Source organism: Halorientalis litorea, assembly GCF_023028225.1.
Classification (GTDB): domain Archaea; phylum Halobacteriota; class Halobacteria; order Halobacteriales; family Haloarculaceae; genus Halorientalis; species Halorientalis litorea.
Genome location: NZ_CP095485.1, coordinates 34572 through 49985 on the forward strand (window position 1 = coordinate 34572; position 15414 = coordinate 49985).

Here is a 15414-nt window from a genome sequence, read left to right on the forward strand (position 1 = left end):
CAATGTCGATAGACAAAGACGCAGCCGCACGGCGCATCATGGACCAGTTCGGCGAGGAGAGTCGTATCCCCTACCTCAATATCGAGGAGGGTGACGTGGGCGTCCTGATCGCCTTCCCGATCGTCGGCCTGTTCATCGCCGGCCTCACGGGCATCGAATCGCTTGCGCTTCCGTTCGTCGCCGGCGGCTTCGGCTTTGGCGTCGCCATCGTCTACGTCTCTCCCGATCACCTGAATGCGTGGACGTGGACCAAGGACGTCTATCGGTACGTCAAGCGGCCGCAGATTACATTCAGTGCTCCCGAAGACGCCGACGGGACCACCAACGAAACAGAGCGCAACGAGGGCGGCCTAGCGAACTACACGCCCTTCAAGCCGGACGAGCGAACGCAGGACCTCACGAACATCGAGCGGGCGTGGCCGGGCGCAGGAGCCATTCAGCGGGACGACGGGACGATGGAGGCGTTCATCGAGATCGACCCCGACAACATGGACTTCGCGATGTCCGACGACTGGGCCCAGCTCCAAGACGCTGGCGAGGACTTCGCCAACAAAGAGCTGGACTCGAAGCTCAAACTCCACGCGACGACCCGCTCGTTCCCGGTCGAACAGATTACGGAGAACATCGAAGACCGCCTCAACGACGAGGACGTCACGGAGAACCCGATCTTCAAGGAACTCCTCGAGGAGTACCGGGAGACCCGACCGAAGGAGATGCGGGAGCGCGGCATCCAGCAGGTGCGATACTACATCGGCGTCCAGGTCAGCCCGTTGGAGGTCTACGACCGCTTCCGCGACGAGGGCACACCCGCCGAGAAGCTGACGCAGTTCCCCGTCATCGGCTTCCTGTTCAACCCGTTCGTCACCCGTCGCGAGGACCTCACTGACGTCGAACGTCGCGCTCAGATGTTCGAGAAGCTGGACAGCCGAGTCAACGACGTGCGGTCGGAGTTCATCCAGCAGGCGTCGGGCTGGTCCGCTCGGCGGCTCAGCACGGTCGAACTCTTCGTGTTGAATATGGACTTCTGGAACGGTCGGGAACACGACTACGACGAGGCAGAGCGTGTCGTTCGCGAACAACCGATCATCGGCCAGTCGCGCCGGGAGGATGCGTTCGATGCGTAGCGCGGTCCTTCAAGCAGGGGGCGGCGTGGGCAGCCAGCTCGTCAGATGGCTCTCCAGTCCGACCTCTACGGAGGGTGCGGCGCTCTATCTCCTCATCGTCGTCCTGCTCGGTATCGGGGGAAAACTCCTCTGGGACTGGTACACCGAAGACGACACGGAAGAAGTCGAGTTCTCGGATGTTCTCGACGAGGAGACACTCGAACAGGGCGAGGCCGAACGCCAGCTCCTTGACGACATCGCTGAGTCTCACAAGACGGTGACCGCGCCGGCTGCCGCCGAGTGGGAAACGCGAGCCGCCCGAGTCGGCGAGCAGTGGACGACGACGCTGTACATCGCCGACTACCCGGACTACCCCAACGACGGCTACCTCAGCGATCTCTTCGAGATGACCGACGTGCAGTTCGACCTGACGGCCCACATCACGCCAAAGAATCAGGAGCGGGCCCGGAACGAACTACAGGACATCGCTGACGATCTTCAGGTGGATGCCGACCTCGAACAGAGCGTCCGGAGTGCCTACCTTCAGGAGCGGGCCAACGAGGCCGCAGCGACGTACACAGCTGTCGAGAACGGCGCGAGCGTCTTCGACCAGGGGATGTTCATCACCGTTCGGGCCGACGAGAAGGACGACCTCAGAGACGCCGTCCAGAAGGTCAAGAGTGCGCTTCGTGACGACCCGGCGAATCTCACGCCGAAGACCGCAATCTGTCGGCAGGACCTCGCCCTACAGTCAGCCGCGCCCATCGGCGACAACGAGTTCGGCCGTACGTCAATCGCACTCGGCGGCGCCGTCGGTGCGTTGCTCTCCTCGCCGCACAACGCGACGATCCTCGAGGAGGGTGGCGTCGAGTTCGGGATTCACAAGGACAACCAGAGTCCGGTGGTCATCGACCCGTTTGCTCGGGACAACGGGTACGCGATGTTCACCGTCGGCGACACGGGCTCGGGGAAGTCGTTCAGTTCCAAGCAGAACTTTATCCGATCCATCGAACAGAGCAAGGACCGCATCGGCATCATCCTCGAACCGCTGAACAACTGGGCCGGAGTCTCGGAAGCCCTCGATGCCAAACGAATCACGGTCGGCGGGACGCTCGGGCTGAATCCGCTGGAGATCCGGGAGACCCCGGAGCACGTCCAGCGGGCGATGGGTGAGGACGCGAGCCCGTTCAACGAGAAGCTCGACGACGCGATGAGCTTCCTCACGAACTTCTTCGCCCTCCGCGGTATCTCGCTGGGCGACCGGCGGACGACGCTCGAACTCGGGCTCAAGCGTGCCTACAAGCGCCAGGACATTACTGACGACATCTCCACGCACAGCAATCCGAGCCCGACCATCCGCGACATGATGGACGTATTCGAGGATATGGTCGACGACCCCGAGGAGTTCGTCGTGCGGTCCGACGAGGAAGCCGGGAAGATCAAGGAGGACGCAACGTGGCTGCTCGATCAGCTCCGCCCCTTCGAGGACGACGGTCGCCACGCGAATCTCGGCCAAGAATCAGACTTCGACATCCGGGACGAGAAGGTCATCTATCTCGATCTCGCCCAGCAGGAGGGGAGCGTGGACAGCAGCACGGCACTGACGATGCAGCTCCTCATCTCGCTTGTGTACGAGCGAGCGAAGGTCTCGGACAAGGAGGTCGTGTTCTACATCGACGAGGCCCGCTATATCATGCAGGACGCCGCCAGTCTGGCGTTCCTAGAGACTGTCTTCCGGCACCACCGTCACCACGACCTCTCGATCCGGCTGGTCACCCAGACGGTCGACGAGTTCTTCGAGCACGCCGAATCCGAAGCGATCCTCGATCAGTGTGCCGTCAAGCAATTCCACCGCCTCGACGGGATGGACGAAGACTGGGCCGACGAGTTCGGTCTGAACTACGCACAGATGCGGTTCGTCCAGGATGCGGTGCCCGGCAACGAGGACGCTGGCTTCTCCGAGGCACTGGTCGGCGTCGACGGCGAGTGGCGCGGCATCCAGGTCAAAGCGATGCCCAAGGAGAAACAGGTCATCGACTTCGACCCGACTGCCCAGGTCCGCTCCTCGCTCCCCGGCGCCGGCGACAGCGCTGTCGATAGCGAGATGGAGGAATTCCAAGCGGACCTAGAAGAGCAAGTAACGAACGGAACGAGCGAAACGAACACCACCGAGGATGAATCCGACGCCGTCGCAGCCGAGCCAGACGGCGGGTCAACGGAGGGAACCGACGATGGCTGACTACCTGCGCGTCACCCCGACCTCCGAGCAGCTCGATGCCGAAAGCATCCCCCGCGTCCTCGACAGCCTCCACAAACTGACTACGCCGGGGTCGTCAGGCCTCGGAGCAAAGCTGAACCCGCTCAACAGTGAGACACCACCTCGGTTCGAATTTCTCGCGATCAGTGATGGACCGGATGAGCCGGTTGAATTCTTCTACGGCGCCGATGCTCACCTCGATACCCTCGAGAAACGCCTCCGCTCGATCTACCCGTCAACGTTCGATATCGAACGCGTCGACATCGATGTCGCCGACCGTCTCATTCAGCCGGTCGAGTTGACACCGGAGGAGTTCGTCGAGCATTACGAAGCGGGCTGGCTTCAGTACGAGTTTGGTCCAGGGGAGCAGTACGAGCACGTCGACGAAGAGCCCGCTGACGCCGACGCAGCCGATACGGACCCGGTCGTCGACGGCGGCACGGTATCCGCCACAATTCCCGACCATCACGTTGTCATCGGCGACTCCGTTCTCGAACTTGCCTCCCCCGAGACGCTTCCTGAGGATGAGCAGCAGCCATCGATCGAGAAGCCGACGATGACGACGAGGGGGACGATCCTGGCACGGCCAACCGAGGACACCGTCTCCCCGCTCGGTGTCCAGTGGTGTGGGTCCGCGTCTCGGAAGCAGGATTGGATGACGTCGCTGACGCCGTTCACAGCGGACGAGTCAGACGGGAATATCTCCTCGGTCGACCAACCCGGTGCCGCGCTCGCGACGCTGATCGACCACCTGATGGAGGCGACAGCCCCGACCGCGTTCCAAGTCGTCTTCCAACGACGCAGCAGCTGGCAGTCCGACGCGGAAGTGCGGAAAGAGGACCTCGTCGACGGCCGAGACACGTTCTTCCAGGAGGTCGTCGGGTCGTTCCTCGAGGTCGAGGACCACCGGAGCGACCAGGACGAACGACAACTCAGTGAATCCGTCGAGAAACGGATCGAGTACATCGACGCGAAGAACGCCAAACGGTCGTTCACGGCGAACATTCGCGCCGTCGGCGTGCCTGCTGATGGCTCTCGCGAGGATCTCGATGCTCGCATGGATTCGCTCCTCCCGGTGTTCGATACGCTCGATGGGCCGTTCTACGAGGTGGAGGGACAACGGCTCCGGGAGAGTGGTTTTCGTGAGAAAACGAAGGAGAAGAACGCAGGGGCGGCGCTCCAGCGTCTTCTCAACCGAGAGTTGACGACGGGACGGGGGAAGACCCGCCCCGAGCTGGTCCTCTGTGGGACGGAGCTCGCGAACTTCGTCCTTGTCCCCTCCTCCGAACAGTTGACCGTTGAGGGAACACGGGGGACTCGGGCCGAACAGCAGAGCCGCAATCCGCTCCCGTGGCCGAATCCCGACCTGATTCAGCAGTTCCAGGACGGGATGGAGATCGGGTACGCCCTCGACGATAACGGGGAGCCGCGACCAGACCCCATCCGGATCCCGCCGGACCTGTTGCCAACGCATTACGGGCGGTTCGCCTCGACTGGTGGCGGGAAGTCGAAGGCCATCATCAACGACGCGCTCTCGCTCCGCGAGACGACGGGTGGCCCTGTCGTGCTCGTCGACCCGAAGGGCGACGGGATGTGTGAGAACTACCTGCGCTGCCACTACGAGCGGTTCAGTGGCCTCGACGACGTCTACCACTTCCGCGTCCCGGAGACCATCCCCGCGTTCTCCTTCTTCGACATCCGGCCCGCACTCGAAGCGGGTCGCAACCGAGAGGACGCGATTCAGGACAAGGTCGACCACTTCCACGACATCCTCCGGATGATTATGGGCCGCGAGCAGTACGGCCAGGCGTTCGTCGCGAACGAGATCCTCAGCTACCTGATCAAGGCGCTGTTCGACGAGGAGTACGGGAACGACGTCTTCGGGCTGGACGACCTCTTCGCCGCCGCGCTCCGGATGCAGCGCGACCAGACGATTCCCCCGGTCTCGGCGGACAACCAGAACATCGAGGAATCGCTGACGCGTCACTTCGCGAAGGACAACCACCAGTTCCAGGTGTCGATGGACGCCGTCGGGAACCGCCTCGACAAGCTCAAAGAGGACGCGCATCTCCGGCGGATCTTCAGCCACGTCCCCGAGCAGAATGACGCCGGCGAGTACGTCGACAACCGGTTCGACTTCCGCGAGTTCCTCGATGAAGACGCGACCATCATCTTCGACCTCGGCGACCTTCGGCCGGAGGCACAGCGAGCGATCACACTCCTGCTGTTGAGCAACCTCTGGGACGCCGTGCAGGTGCGCCGTCGCGACGGTCAGACCGACTACGAGAAGCTCACGAACCTCATCATCGAGGAGGCGGCGCCGGTCGCGTCGACAAAGCTCGTCTCCGAGCAGCTACTGCCGCAGGGCCGGTCGTTCGGCCTGAGTATGGGGCTCGTGATGCAGTTCCCCGAGCAGGTGCGGAATCGGAACGAACGGGCCTACGACGAGGTGCTGAACAACATCAAGACGAAGCTCATCGGCAACATCTCGATTGAACGCGATCTCGCGGAGTCGCTCGCCCACGAGGACCTCAGTCCGACCGAACTTCGCAACCGAATCAACACGCTCCCGAGCGGTGAGTGGATCGCCCAGCTCCCGAGCCCCTCGTTCGGGGAAACTGGCCCACCGCCGTTCTCGCTGAAGCCGCTCCCCATCGCGCCGGGGCATCCAGAAAGCGACCAGCCGCTCACAGAGCCGCAGGAAGACCATTTCGAGTCCGTGTCCCGGCCACGGATGGTCGAGCGGACACAGGCCCAGTACGGGCTGACAGCGACGACTGAAACGAGCCCTGCCCCGGAGGAGGCGGGCTGGGGAAGTTCAGGAGCCGACACGACGGGCTCATCGGTTGATGGAGAGACGGGGAGCGACCCGACCCAGTCCGCGTTCATCAGCCAAGCGACGACCAAGAACGGGTCGACATCGACGACTCAGCCCGAGACGGACACCGAGTCCGGTGGAGACCACGGGGAGATCAGTTCGTTGTTCGGGGAACCCGCTGCTAGCGATAGTGACCCAGCTCCCGACCAAGCAGCGCAACCGGCGAACGGATCAACGCCCGTTCAGGACAGCGGCATTCCCGTTCCCGATGACGAGCTTCGAGAACGCGGGCTCAGTCGCGACGATGTCCGATTCCTGGGCCGAGTCCTCGACGTGATGAACAGGGACGACGAGTACACGCTCTTGAAGAGTATGCGCCAGCTGCGAGACGATTACGAGGACCTCCATCTGGAGCGGCTCACGGAGCAGGAGCTATTGGATGAGGGATCCGCCGCTGGGCGCAAGTACTACACCGTGCTTCCGGCCGGGCGAGAGCTCCTCGGCAGGGAACTGAACGCCGGCCCCGGCGAGGGTGACCTCGGCGAGAAAACCCCGCACAAGGTTGGCGTCCGGCTCCTCGAGTTGTGGCTCCAGCAGCAGGACGACGTCGTTCGCGTGGAGCCGTACTACGAATACGACGATGGAACGGTACTGGATGTAGCCGGGTTCGACGATGAGGGCAACCTCGTCTGGGCTGGTGAAGCAGAGCTCGCGAGTAACAACAGGCACGCCCCGGTCGAGGATTACGACAAGCTCAGCGCCGTGGACGGCGACGCAGTTTGGGCGTTCAACACTCGGGAGACGGCCATCGACGTGCTTGATGCGCTTGCCGACGCCGACAGGATCGACGAGCGTGTCAGTGGGCGGTCGGCGCGGTCGTTCGCGAACATCAGAGACGCCGTCGACGACCTCGATGCTAACGGCCTGACCACCGTTCGGGGCTTCAAAAATCTCAAAGAGGAACTCGAGTCATGACGTGGCGACAGGCAACGCGTGAGGAGATCTACGCCTACTACGCCGAGGAGTTTCCTCGCTATGTCGATGACCTGCCGGACTTTATCTCGGCGACGGGCCCGAAGCAGTACGCCGTCGCCTTCCGCGAGCCCCATCCGGTGCGCAACGATGAGGTGCCGGACAAGGACTTCATCCGGCGGGATACGTGGCAAACGGATCCATCAGGCGATCGAACGACGGCGGAGTTCAGTAGCTTCGAGGACGTCGTTGAGTTCGTTCGCCATCCCGCACGGAACGACCCACTCGGCCGAAGCGAATTCGCACTCGCTGACCCAGAAGTCTTGGAGCAACCAGATCCACGCCCCGATGCCGTCTACTACGCGCTCGACCACTGGGAGCGGCCGTGGGTCCTCCTCGTCGATATCGACGCCAAGGAGATCGCTCGGGAACGAGCCGCGGATACGGTCTCGGACGACGTCGACGACCGGGACGACGAGGCACTCCTCGACGCCGCCGGCATCCTCGACGCCGAGCCAACCGGATATCCGTACGCCTTCGAGGACGTCGACCAAGCCATCGAGTACGGGTTCGAGGTACGGGACATCTTCGAGGACGATTTCGATGCCGAGGAGACGATGGTGGTGTACAGCGGGCAGGGTGTCCACGTCTACCTGCTGGATACGGACCCGGGTCACCGGTACGACGAGCAGAGTCGCGAGGTGTTGAACGATCTCCTTCTGGAGACGTACGACATCCCGATCGACCCCGTCGTCACGGCCGACCGCCGGCGCGTCGCCCGCCTCCCCTACTCGCTCCACGCCGACGTGTGCAGCATCGTCCAACCCATCGAAAGCCCGGCGTTCGACGTGCGGTCGGCGACACCTGAGGTGATCGGCGAATGAGCCCCAGTACGCCCACCGACGACGATGACGCAGCGTATCGAGTTGCGGCACTCCCGCTGGAGTACGGTGAGACCCGCATCAACCAGCTGTTTACGCGTGGCTACAACCGATACGTCGTCGAGGGCGAGGACCAGCCCGAGGACCTCGTGAACGATCTCGAGCGGTTCGGGACGGCGGCGTTCAAAGAGCAGGTTCGTGCCGACGCCGCTGAGGAGCCGTTCGTCGACGAGCCCGGGACGCTCGCCGTGCTTGCAACGCTGAGTGCGATCTGTGTAAAGGAGCACCCGAAGTTCGAGCACGCATCGCCCCGGAACATCCAGGTGCTCTACGACATCCGGGAGCTGTACGTCAACAATCTCGCCTCCCTCATCCGTGCTCGCGGTGATGGGGCGCTCCAGCAGGACATCGCCGACGTGCTGTACAGCAAGGAGCCCGGCGAGGATGGCCCACACCCTGGTCGTGTCTGTACGGGCATCACAGAGATGCCGGAGTTCGGGGAGGGTCTCTACCTCGAAATCCCGATGGCCGCAGCGTCACGCAAATGTCTCGTTCGGGAGAACCAGGGGTCGACGGGGAGTGACGATGGCGGGGAGATACTGACGCGAGTGAAAGACAACAAGCTGTACGTCCCGGTCGGTAATTTCGACAGCAAGTATCGGGACTATGCTGAGCGGGCGTTCAAAAAGCTCCTGCGGGTGCAAGAAGACGGGCTCTCCGACGACCAGCTGACGTGGCTGACGACGAACGAGTCTGCGATAACGGAGCGGATCGACCGCTTCCTCGAGACCGGCCATCACGAGCGGATCTGGCGGAACTGGGACCGTGGCGAACGGACGATCCGCGTCCTCCGGCGAGCCCTGAGTGACGCCCCCGACGACGTCGCCCAGAAAGGGGAGTTCCTTACAGCGAAAGAGCTCTATCGAGCGGTCGAGGCGTACGAGGCCGAGGACGACTGGGAATCATCCGTGACGGATTGGATCTCGAGTCCGAGCAGTCTCGCCAAGACGTTGGCCGACCACGAGTCACATTCGGCGGTCACCATCGACCGCGACGGGCGCGTCAACACCTATCGAATCGGGCGGGCCGGAACCGGCGCTGAACAGATCGAGGTGCGGGAAATCGAGGACCTCTTCCAACTCCCCTGTCTGGCGAATATGGAGGAGCGACTCCACGAGAAGAAGCCGGTTCGGAAGGATCTCTACAACTTCGCGCGGATGGTGATGTGGCTGCCGCAGTACCAAGACAGCAGCCTCGACGAAATCGTCGCGGACCTCAAGGACGTCTTCTCCAGGTGGCCGTGGTACGACGAGCAGGAAACTGAGTACCAAGTCCGCTACGAGTTCTCGAACACGATCGGCGGAGACACCCCGTTGCCGATGAACTGCGATAACGACGATATGCAGCGCTACTGCATCGGCCAGGACCAATGTCCCTACTCGATCTGGGGCAGTCTTCCGTTCCCGGACGAGATGTACGAACAAGTTGACGAGCAGTCCGCCGGCCCCGCTGAGCAATTCTAAATAATAGACTTCCCCTCAGATTTTCGAGAATCGTGTTGCAGACCAAAGCCAGTCTTTTCAGAATCCCCGTCGAGCAATTTTCAGCGGCTAACACAACCGGAATCGAGGGAATCGGGGTGTTTCACGATTCGAAGTACCGAGCCGGGGAGCCTCGAGAGACACAGAACAGGTGAAGCAGCGGCCCGGTGAAATTTAGATACCTCCGAAATCACCTTCATCACCCCCTCGTCGAGCAAATTTTGGGACTCCAGTATCGCTCCCGAACTCGTCGAGGTGTTTTCTACTGCCTCAAATCGGCCCGACGGAGTTCTTCTTCGATTTGAGGCCGTCATATCGTCTTGCATATCGCGGATTTCGTCCAAAGAAAGAGGCGATATGCAGTGTGCGAAGGCCGCCGGCTCTCTCAGGCCGAGGGGCCGTCATCCAGAGTTTGGATCCAGTAATCTATCAGATTTAGCGCATAGGTTGACAGGGTGTGTGTGTCAGTGGTGTCTGTCGCCCCCGCGAGGGGGTGGCGGGGCGCATCACGTGCCCCCGATAGACGATGGCTTCGGAACGACGCAGCAAGACACGAGCAGCGCATCAGGCAGGAACTACCCCCGACGGTCAAGCACCGTGGGAAGACATCGAGGTAACGGTTCCGACCGACCGGGATCACGCGTCCGTCGTAGCGCTCGTGGAGTGTGCTCTCGTCGAACTCACGCACGAGACCGTGGGCGCCGTCTTCATCTCCCGGCAGGTCGGGCGGTCGACGCGGACGCAGTACGTCGCAGCCGACGACGTCGGCGAGCAGTTCCAGAAACGGCACTTCGACGACCGGCTGGGCTGGCACGAGACCACCGTCCCTCGACGAACCGTTCGCGACGAGCTCATTACTCAGCTCACGCGGTCGGCATCAACGACGGCGGAGCGGTCAGGTAAAGAAGCAGCCAGCGAGCCAGATACCTTCGTCGTGAAGCCAGTTCGAGAGCTCCGAACGCCGTAGCGGCTAGACTTAACCAACATTCCGAACCGATACCGACACACTGTTGGTTAACGTTGAGGGTGGGTCCACTCCCTCGCCCCCACCCACCGCCCTGATACTCGAGTATGTGTATCCTGGCGGCCGGTCCGCTCGAACGGCAGTCGCGACGGGTTTTATCGGCCCGCTACTCCTCGAGAGCGAGTATGGTCGTCGTCGAGGAGGTCACCAAACTAAGCGAGCGCCGCACCCAAACCTCGTCCGAGGCATTTCCGGATGAGTCGCTGGCGTCGATTCAGACGGCCGTCGAGGCCGTCCCAGCAAGCGTTTTCGACGGCTCGACGAAACACACGGAGGTCGGCGGCTTCGATGCCGCGATCGCCGACGAGCTCTCGCAGTACGAGTACGAAGGGGACGCCGCCGGCGGCTACAACCCGAACTGCAAGCTCTGGTCGCATCAGGGGTTCAACTACAGCGTCGATCTCTACGACGCCGACGCCCGCATCGCCATCGAGGTCGAGAAGAGCGAACGGAAGAACGTCAGCGACGATCTCCTCAAGTTCCAGAAGGGGTACCGCACCCAGAAGGACGGCCGGCCGAAAATCGAGTTCGGTTGTCTGGTGGTGCCGGTGAACTACCTTGGCCGGCATAACCTCTACCAGCACAGTCTGACCAAGCTTGACTTCATGAAGGGCGTCCTGTTCATCGACGACGTCGCGGTCATCGGCTATCGCGACCCGCGACCGGACTGATACTGTCGGCCCTGACTGTTTATCTGCGCCAGGAGGCGTGCAGCGCGCAATAGCGTGCGCTGCGTGACTCACCATGCCTGGTCCCGATCCGCACGACGACACGAGTCGCGACTACGAACAGTTCGAGAAAGAACTGCTCGCTCAGGACCGTGACGCCGCCCGGGTTGACACGGCGGACATCGACGACGCGACGGCCCAGCGACTGGTCAACGACCTCGTCGACGCGGACGTCATCACTCCGGTTCCTGAAGACCACGTTCTGGTTCACGAACCGAGCGGCACCACGTTCGACTCGACGACGCAGCTGGCCGTCTTCCATCGTGGCTGGACGACCGGCCGCGACGCCGACACGGAGGGCAAGTGATGCAGCAGACCCTCGTCGGCTGTGCGTTTTGCGACGCCCCGCCTGGTACCGAGACTGGCGAGGCCCACACTTGGGGGCAGGACGAACGGGTCACCCACCCGATCTGCGTCGACTGTGCCATCCAGACCGAGCCGGATCCCGACGAGCGCGATCACGTCACTTGTGATGGTTGTGGGCTGGTCGTCGACACGCTTGCGGCGCTCACCCGGTTCCGGGTGGAACTCGGGCACCTCGAAGGCCCGTTGCAGCTGTGCGCCCGCTGTAGCCCGGGCGGGCTCGCGACCTACTGGACGCGTGACCTCGATGAACACCTCGTGGCGCCGGTGGAGTGACCCAAACACTCTTTACTGATTCGCTGTAAACTGTAATCGAGAACGACCCGTGTCACGCACTTCAAATCACGCCGACGGCGACATCGTCCGGGACTTCCTCTCGGTCGCGGACCTCCTCGAGGAGCCACAGCTGGCTCAGCTGTACGCGTACCTCGCTCGGGAAGGCGAGGCGACGGTCCAGGACGTGATGGACGACCTCGAACTTGCCCAGGGGACGGCCTACAGCTACGTCAACAGGCTCGTCGACGCCGGCGTCGTCGACGTCACCAACGACGAGCAACCCCGTCGGTACGCCGCCCGGGAGATCGACCTGACCGTGACGACGGCTGCCGGCGACCGCGAGTACACGATCACGCCGGCGCTCATCGACGCCGTCGGCCGCCGAGAGACGGACGCCGACATCGACACCTACATCGACCGTCACGGTGTCGCCGGCCTCGCGACTGCGCTCACGTACGCAGTTGCCCGCGAGCGCGGCGAGGTGACCCACCGGCTGATGGCGGAAGATCTCGACATCTCGCCGCTGGCCGCGGAGATGATTCTGCAGGCGCTGCGGCCCGTCGTCCACGAGCACCACGACATCAAGGAAGCTGGCGCGTCGCTCGAGGAGCTGGACATCGACGATGCCGACGACGCGTGAGCCGGCTCCACATCGCAGATACGGGCCTGTTCGTCGCGATTGGGAAGCCCTCAAACAGCCGGTACCAGGCAGTGCGACGATTCGCCCGCCGGAACAACGTTACCTTCGTCCTTCCCGAACGGGTGTACGAGGAGCTGACGGTCGACGACCCTGATATCGAGGAAGTGCCGATTGACACCGCGATCGACGAGGGGTGGGCGACGGTAGCGGCGCCGCTCGAGTTCTCCGAACCCATCGTCTCGCGGGTGATGGACGGCGTCCAGCGGTACATCGCGAACGCCGACGACCGCCCTGCTGACGAGGTTGAACGGGCGGACCCCTCCCTTGCTGCGCTAGCTGCTCAGGAGCTCAGTGCAGGGACGGCAACCGAGGTCTACATCTACACGACCGATATTGCGGCTGGGGAGGGGGCTGAAACCGTACTCGGGAGTGAGGGGTATGGGGATTCAGTGACGTTCGTGAACGGGTTCCGGTTCATCGAGGACCTGGTCGCCGGAGACGGCTGACGCTATTCGGAGTCGAGATCACGAGCGTCGATCTCGCCAGCGAGATACTGCTCTCCCGTTCGCGTGATATCATAGACGCCGTTGCCGAGGTGGACGAGGAGGCCATAGGTGACCAGCGTCTTGCAGCGAGCGTTGATGTGTTGCCGGGAGAAGCGCACGCGATCGCTATCCGCCATTTCCTTCGGGGTGTCGGGGCCGGCTTCAGAGAGATGCTCTAGAATGCGGTCATCGGCGCGAGACATCCAGTCGGCGTCAAAGCGCATAATCGCTTGTGGTTGCGCCGACGCTATCCCGAACGCGCTAAGTCAAGTAGCAAAGCTCTTCGCTTCTGTGGTTGACTCCTAACGTTTTAAACGCCTGCCACCCTAACCCCCGAGCGTTCAGATGCATTCCCCTCCATCGGACAGTTCGGGCGGACCGAATGACCTTCTCGTCGAGATAATTGAGACGCTGGAGACGTGTGGACTCGAGGACGATTCCTACCAGCTCCACGATTACGTCGACCCCGATGCGCTCGAACAGGTGATCGCCTCCGCCGATGAGAACATCACCGTTCAGTTCACTGTCGAGGGGATCCCACTCGATGTATCACCGGACGGTGTGGACGTCATCGTCGAGGACGAATCGCAGTCCGTCGGCGAATAACGACGTGCGGGTCCGAGATAGGGATCGTTCCTGAAAGCCCTCGGCCGCTCGACGTCCCGCGACCACCGCTGCGCGCCTCGTGCCTGCGGTGCTTGCGGGGTCGGGGGACGGCCGAGGCGGCCTCGCCCTTTCTGAGTCCACCAGGACGGTGAATGGCTCACCGAGCGACGTGGCCGGCTGGACAGGTGGGTACGTGACGGCCCGCCCCGCTCGCCGCTGCCGCCCTCCGCGTCGCTCGCGACCGACCATTCCGGGCGTGCGGGCGCTCTCCGCACCGCCCGCGCCCGTTCCGGGCTAAAGTGCATGTGCCCTCGACGCCAGCGGGTAAGCGCGAGGGGTTGCGCGGCGTAGCTGCTCACCCCCCACGCTTACTCCGCTGGCCGCTCGCTCCGGGCGGGTCGGCGCGCGGTCCTGGTTGGGGTCACCTCATGCAGGCGCGCTCTCGCTCGCGCCCGGTAGGGCGCTCGCGAAGGCGCGAGCGAGAGCGCGCAGATGGTTCTGTCGGTCGTTGTCGTCGGAAAACCGCGATGTAGTAGCATCGCGGTGTCGGCGCGTGAGCGCCTTCGTCGGAAATCACCGGTGAGTGATTCCAATGTCTAGTAACAACGCTAGCGGAAAGGTCGTTTCGGTCGATGAACAGGCATTCGAGAAAGCGGGCGAGCAGGCGGTCGATGAAGACGGCTTCCCGGTCGTCGACGAGACGCCGGAGTTCGAGGCGGCGGTCGAGCAGGAGACGCAGGCGAAGGTGGATGCGAACCACCCGGACGGGATCGCGGACACGAGCGAGGACCGGATTCACGGCGTCACCCTCGAACAAGAGGAGCGCATTCGGGCGCGGGAAGCCGAACTGGAGCGCATCAGTGCCCAGGCCGAGCTGGGAACGCAGGACGGCCGGGAGCAGCGCACGCGAGAGGTCGTCAGCGAGCAGTGTGGTCGTGACGAGCCGGATTCGGTGGAGCGCACGGATCCCCGGGAGAAGCTGACGCAAGACGAACTCGCGGAGGTCAACGAGCAGGCGATGCGGATCAGCGACGAAGTGCAGGGCGGCTGGTCGAGAGCGGTCGTCGCGAAGCAGCTGGCCGAGAAGGTGCAGCGCGGGCGGGACGTCACGAAGGCGGTGCTGGAGACGCTCGAAGAACTGAAGGCAGCTCCGGGGGCAATCGTGCCCATCGCGGATGTACCGGATGTCCCAGTCGGTGAGGTGACGGTCGAAGGGACCGTCGAGACCCTCTGGGAGCCGTCGTCGACGAGCATCCAACAAGTTGGGCTGATAGCGGATGACACCGGTAAGATCAAGTTCACCTGCTGGGAGAAGAGCAATCAAACCGTGGTGCGTGAAGGTCAGAAAGTCCGGTTCCGGGCAGCAGCCAAGAACTGGTACGAAGGTCGGTGCTCAATCGCGCTGACCGGGTGGTCGCGGATCGAGTTCCCGGAGCGCGGTCGGTGGTGGGAAGAATAGCCAGCTGACGCAGCCCTCTTTTTTGTTGTGTGCCGGACCAACCCAAGCCCCGCCACCCCACCCTCCGCTCCGTGCTCGCTTCGCTGCGCGCGCAGCCACGACCTCGTTACGGAGGTCAGTGATTCACGGAGACTCCTATCAAAAGAACGATGAGAGGGGTTTTTCTGGGTCGGAAGCGGCGACCTTTCGTCAGCGTCCTGA

Annotated in this window: 14 protein-coding genes; 13 read left to right on the forward strand and 1 reads right to left on the reverse strand. The window is 63.1% G+C overall.

The window, feature by feature from the left end; translation table 11 throughout:
• Positions 1-2 precede the first annotated feature (2 nt).
• The 11 genes from MUG95_RS16280 (at position 3) to MUG95_RS16330 (ending at position 13109) form a co-directional block, all read left to right on the forward strand.
• A complete protein-coding gene (locus MUG95_RS16280) occupies positions 3-1124 on the forward strand; it encodes a TraC-like domain-containing protein (RefSeq protein ID WP_247010779.1) in 1122 nt (373 codons plus the stop codon).
• A complete protein-coding gene (locus MUG95_RS16285; protein ID WP_247010780.1) occupies positions 1108-3342 on the forward strand; it encodes a VirB4 family type IV secretion system protein in 2235 nt (744 codons plus the stop codon). Before MUG95_RS16280 ends, MUG95_RS16285 begins: the two co-directional genes overlap by 17 nt.
• Positions 3335-7153, forward strand: coding sequence for an ATP-binding protein (locus MUG95_RS16290; protein WP_247010781.1), 3819 nt, complete (start codon positions 3335-3337; stop codon positions 7151-7153). Before MUG95_RS16285 ends, MUG95_RS16290 begins: the two co-directional genes overlap by 8 nt.
• Positions 7150-8034, forward strand: a complete 885-nt coding sequence (locus MUG95_RS16295) for a bifunctional DNA primase/polymerase (protein ID WP_247010782.1) — start codon at positions 7150-7152, stop codon at positions 8032-8034. The genes MUG95_RS16290 and MUG95_RS16295 overlap by 4 nt, the downstream gene beginning before the upstream one ends.
• Positions 8031-9554 (forward strand): primase-associated protein, encoded by a 1524-nt coding sequence (locus tag MUG95_RS16300; protein WP_247010783.1) that lies wholly within the window; start codon positions 8031-8033, stop codon positions 9552-9554. Before MUG95_RS16295 ends, MUG95_RS16300 begins: the two co-directional genes overlap by 4 nt.
• Positions 9555-10098: 544 nt before the next feature.
• Positions 10099-10539 (forward strand): DUF8030 family protein, encoded by a 441-nt coding sequence (locus MUG95_RS16305; RefSeq protein ID WP_247010784.1) that lies wholly within the window; start codon positions 10099-10101, stop codon positions 10537-10539.
• A gap of 182 nt (positions 10540-10721) precedes the next feature.
• Positions 10722-11267: a hypothetical protein gene (locus tag MUG95_RS16310; protein WP_247010785.1), complete on the forward strand. Its 546-nt coding sequence runs from the start codon at positions 10722-10724 to the stop codon at positions 11265-11267.
• 73 nt (positions 11268-11340) lie between these two features.
• Positions 11341-11631: a DUF8069 family protein gene (locus MUG95_RS16315; RefSeq protein ID WP_247010786.1), complete on the forward strand. Its 291-nt coding sequence runs from the start codon at positions 11341-11343 to the stop codon at positions 11629-11631.
• Complete coding sequence (locus MUG95_RS16320) at positions 11631-11963, forward strand: DUF7558 family protein (RefSeq protein ID WP_247010787.1); 333 nt, start codon at positions 11631-11633, stop codon at positions 11961-11963. The genes MUG95_RS16315 and MUG95_RS16320 overlap by 1 nt, the downstream gene beginning before the upstream one ends.
• Before the next feature lie 49 nt (positions 11964-12012).
• Positions 12013-12603, forward strand: a complete 591-nt coding sequence (locus tag MUG95_RS16325; protein ID WP_247010788.1) for a DUF7437 domain-containing protein — start codon at positions 12013-12015, stop codon at positions 12601-12603.
• Positions 12600-13109, forward strand: a complete 510-nt coding sequence (locus MUG95_RS16330) for a PIN domain-containing protein (RefSeq protein WP_247010789.1) — start codon at positions 12600-12602, stop codon at positions 13107-13109. The genes MUG95_RS16325 and MUG95_RS16330 overlap by 4 nt, the downstream gene beginning before the upstream one ends.
• Positions 13110-13111: 2 nt before the next feature.
• Here MUG95_RS16330 and MUG95_RS16335 read toward each other — a convergent pair whose 3' ends face one another.
• On the reverse strand, positions 13112-13372 hold the full coding sequence (locus MUG95_RS16335) for a winged helix-turn-helix domain-containing protein (RefSeq protein ID WP_247010790.1): 261 nt from the start codon (positions 13370-13372) through the stop codon (positions 13112-13114).
• Between the two features lie 121 nt (positions 13373-13493).
• On the opposite strand from MUG95_RS16335, the gene MUG95_RS16340 reads away from it, so the two are divergent.
• A complete protein-coding gene (locus MUG95_RS16340) occupies positions 13494-13754 on the forward strand; it encodes a HalOD1 output domain-containing protein (RefSeq protein WP_017342075.1) in 261 nt (86 codons plus the stop codon).
• A gap of 592 nt (positions 13755-14346) precedes the next feature.
• Entirely contained in the window at positions 14347-15213 is an 867-nt protein-coding gene (locus tag MUG95_RS16345; RefSeq protein WP_247010791.1) for a DNA-binding protein, read from the forward strand.
• Positions 15214-15414: the final 201 nt, after the last annotated feature.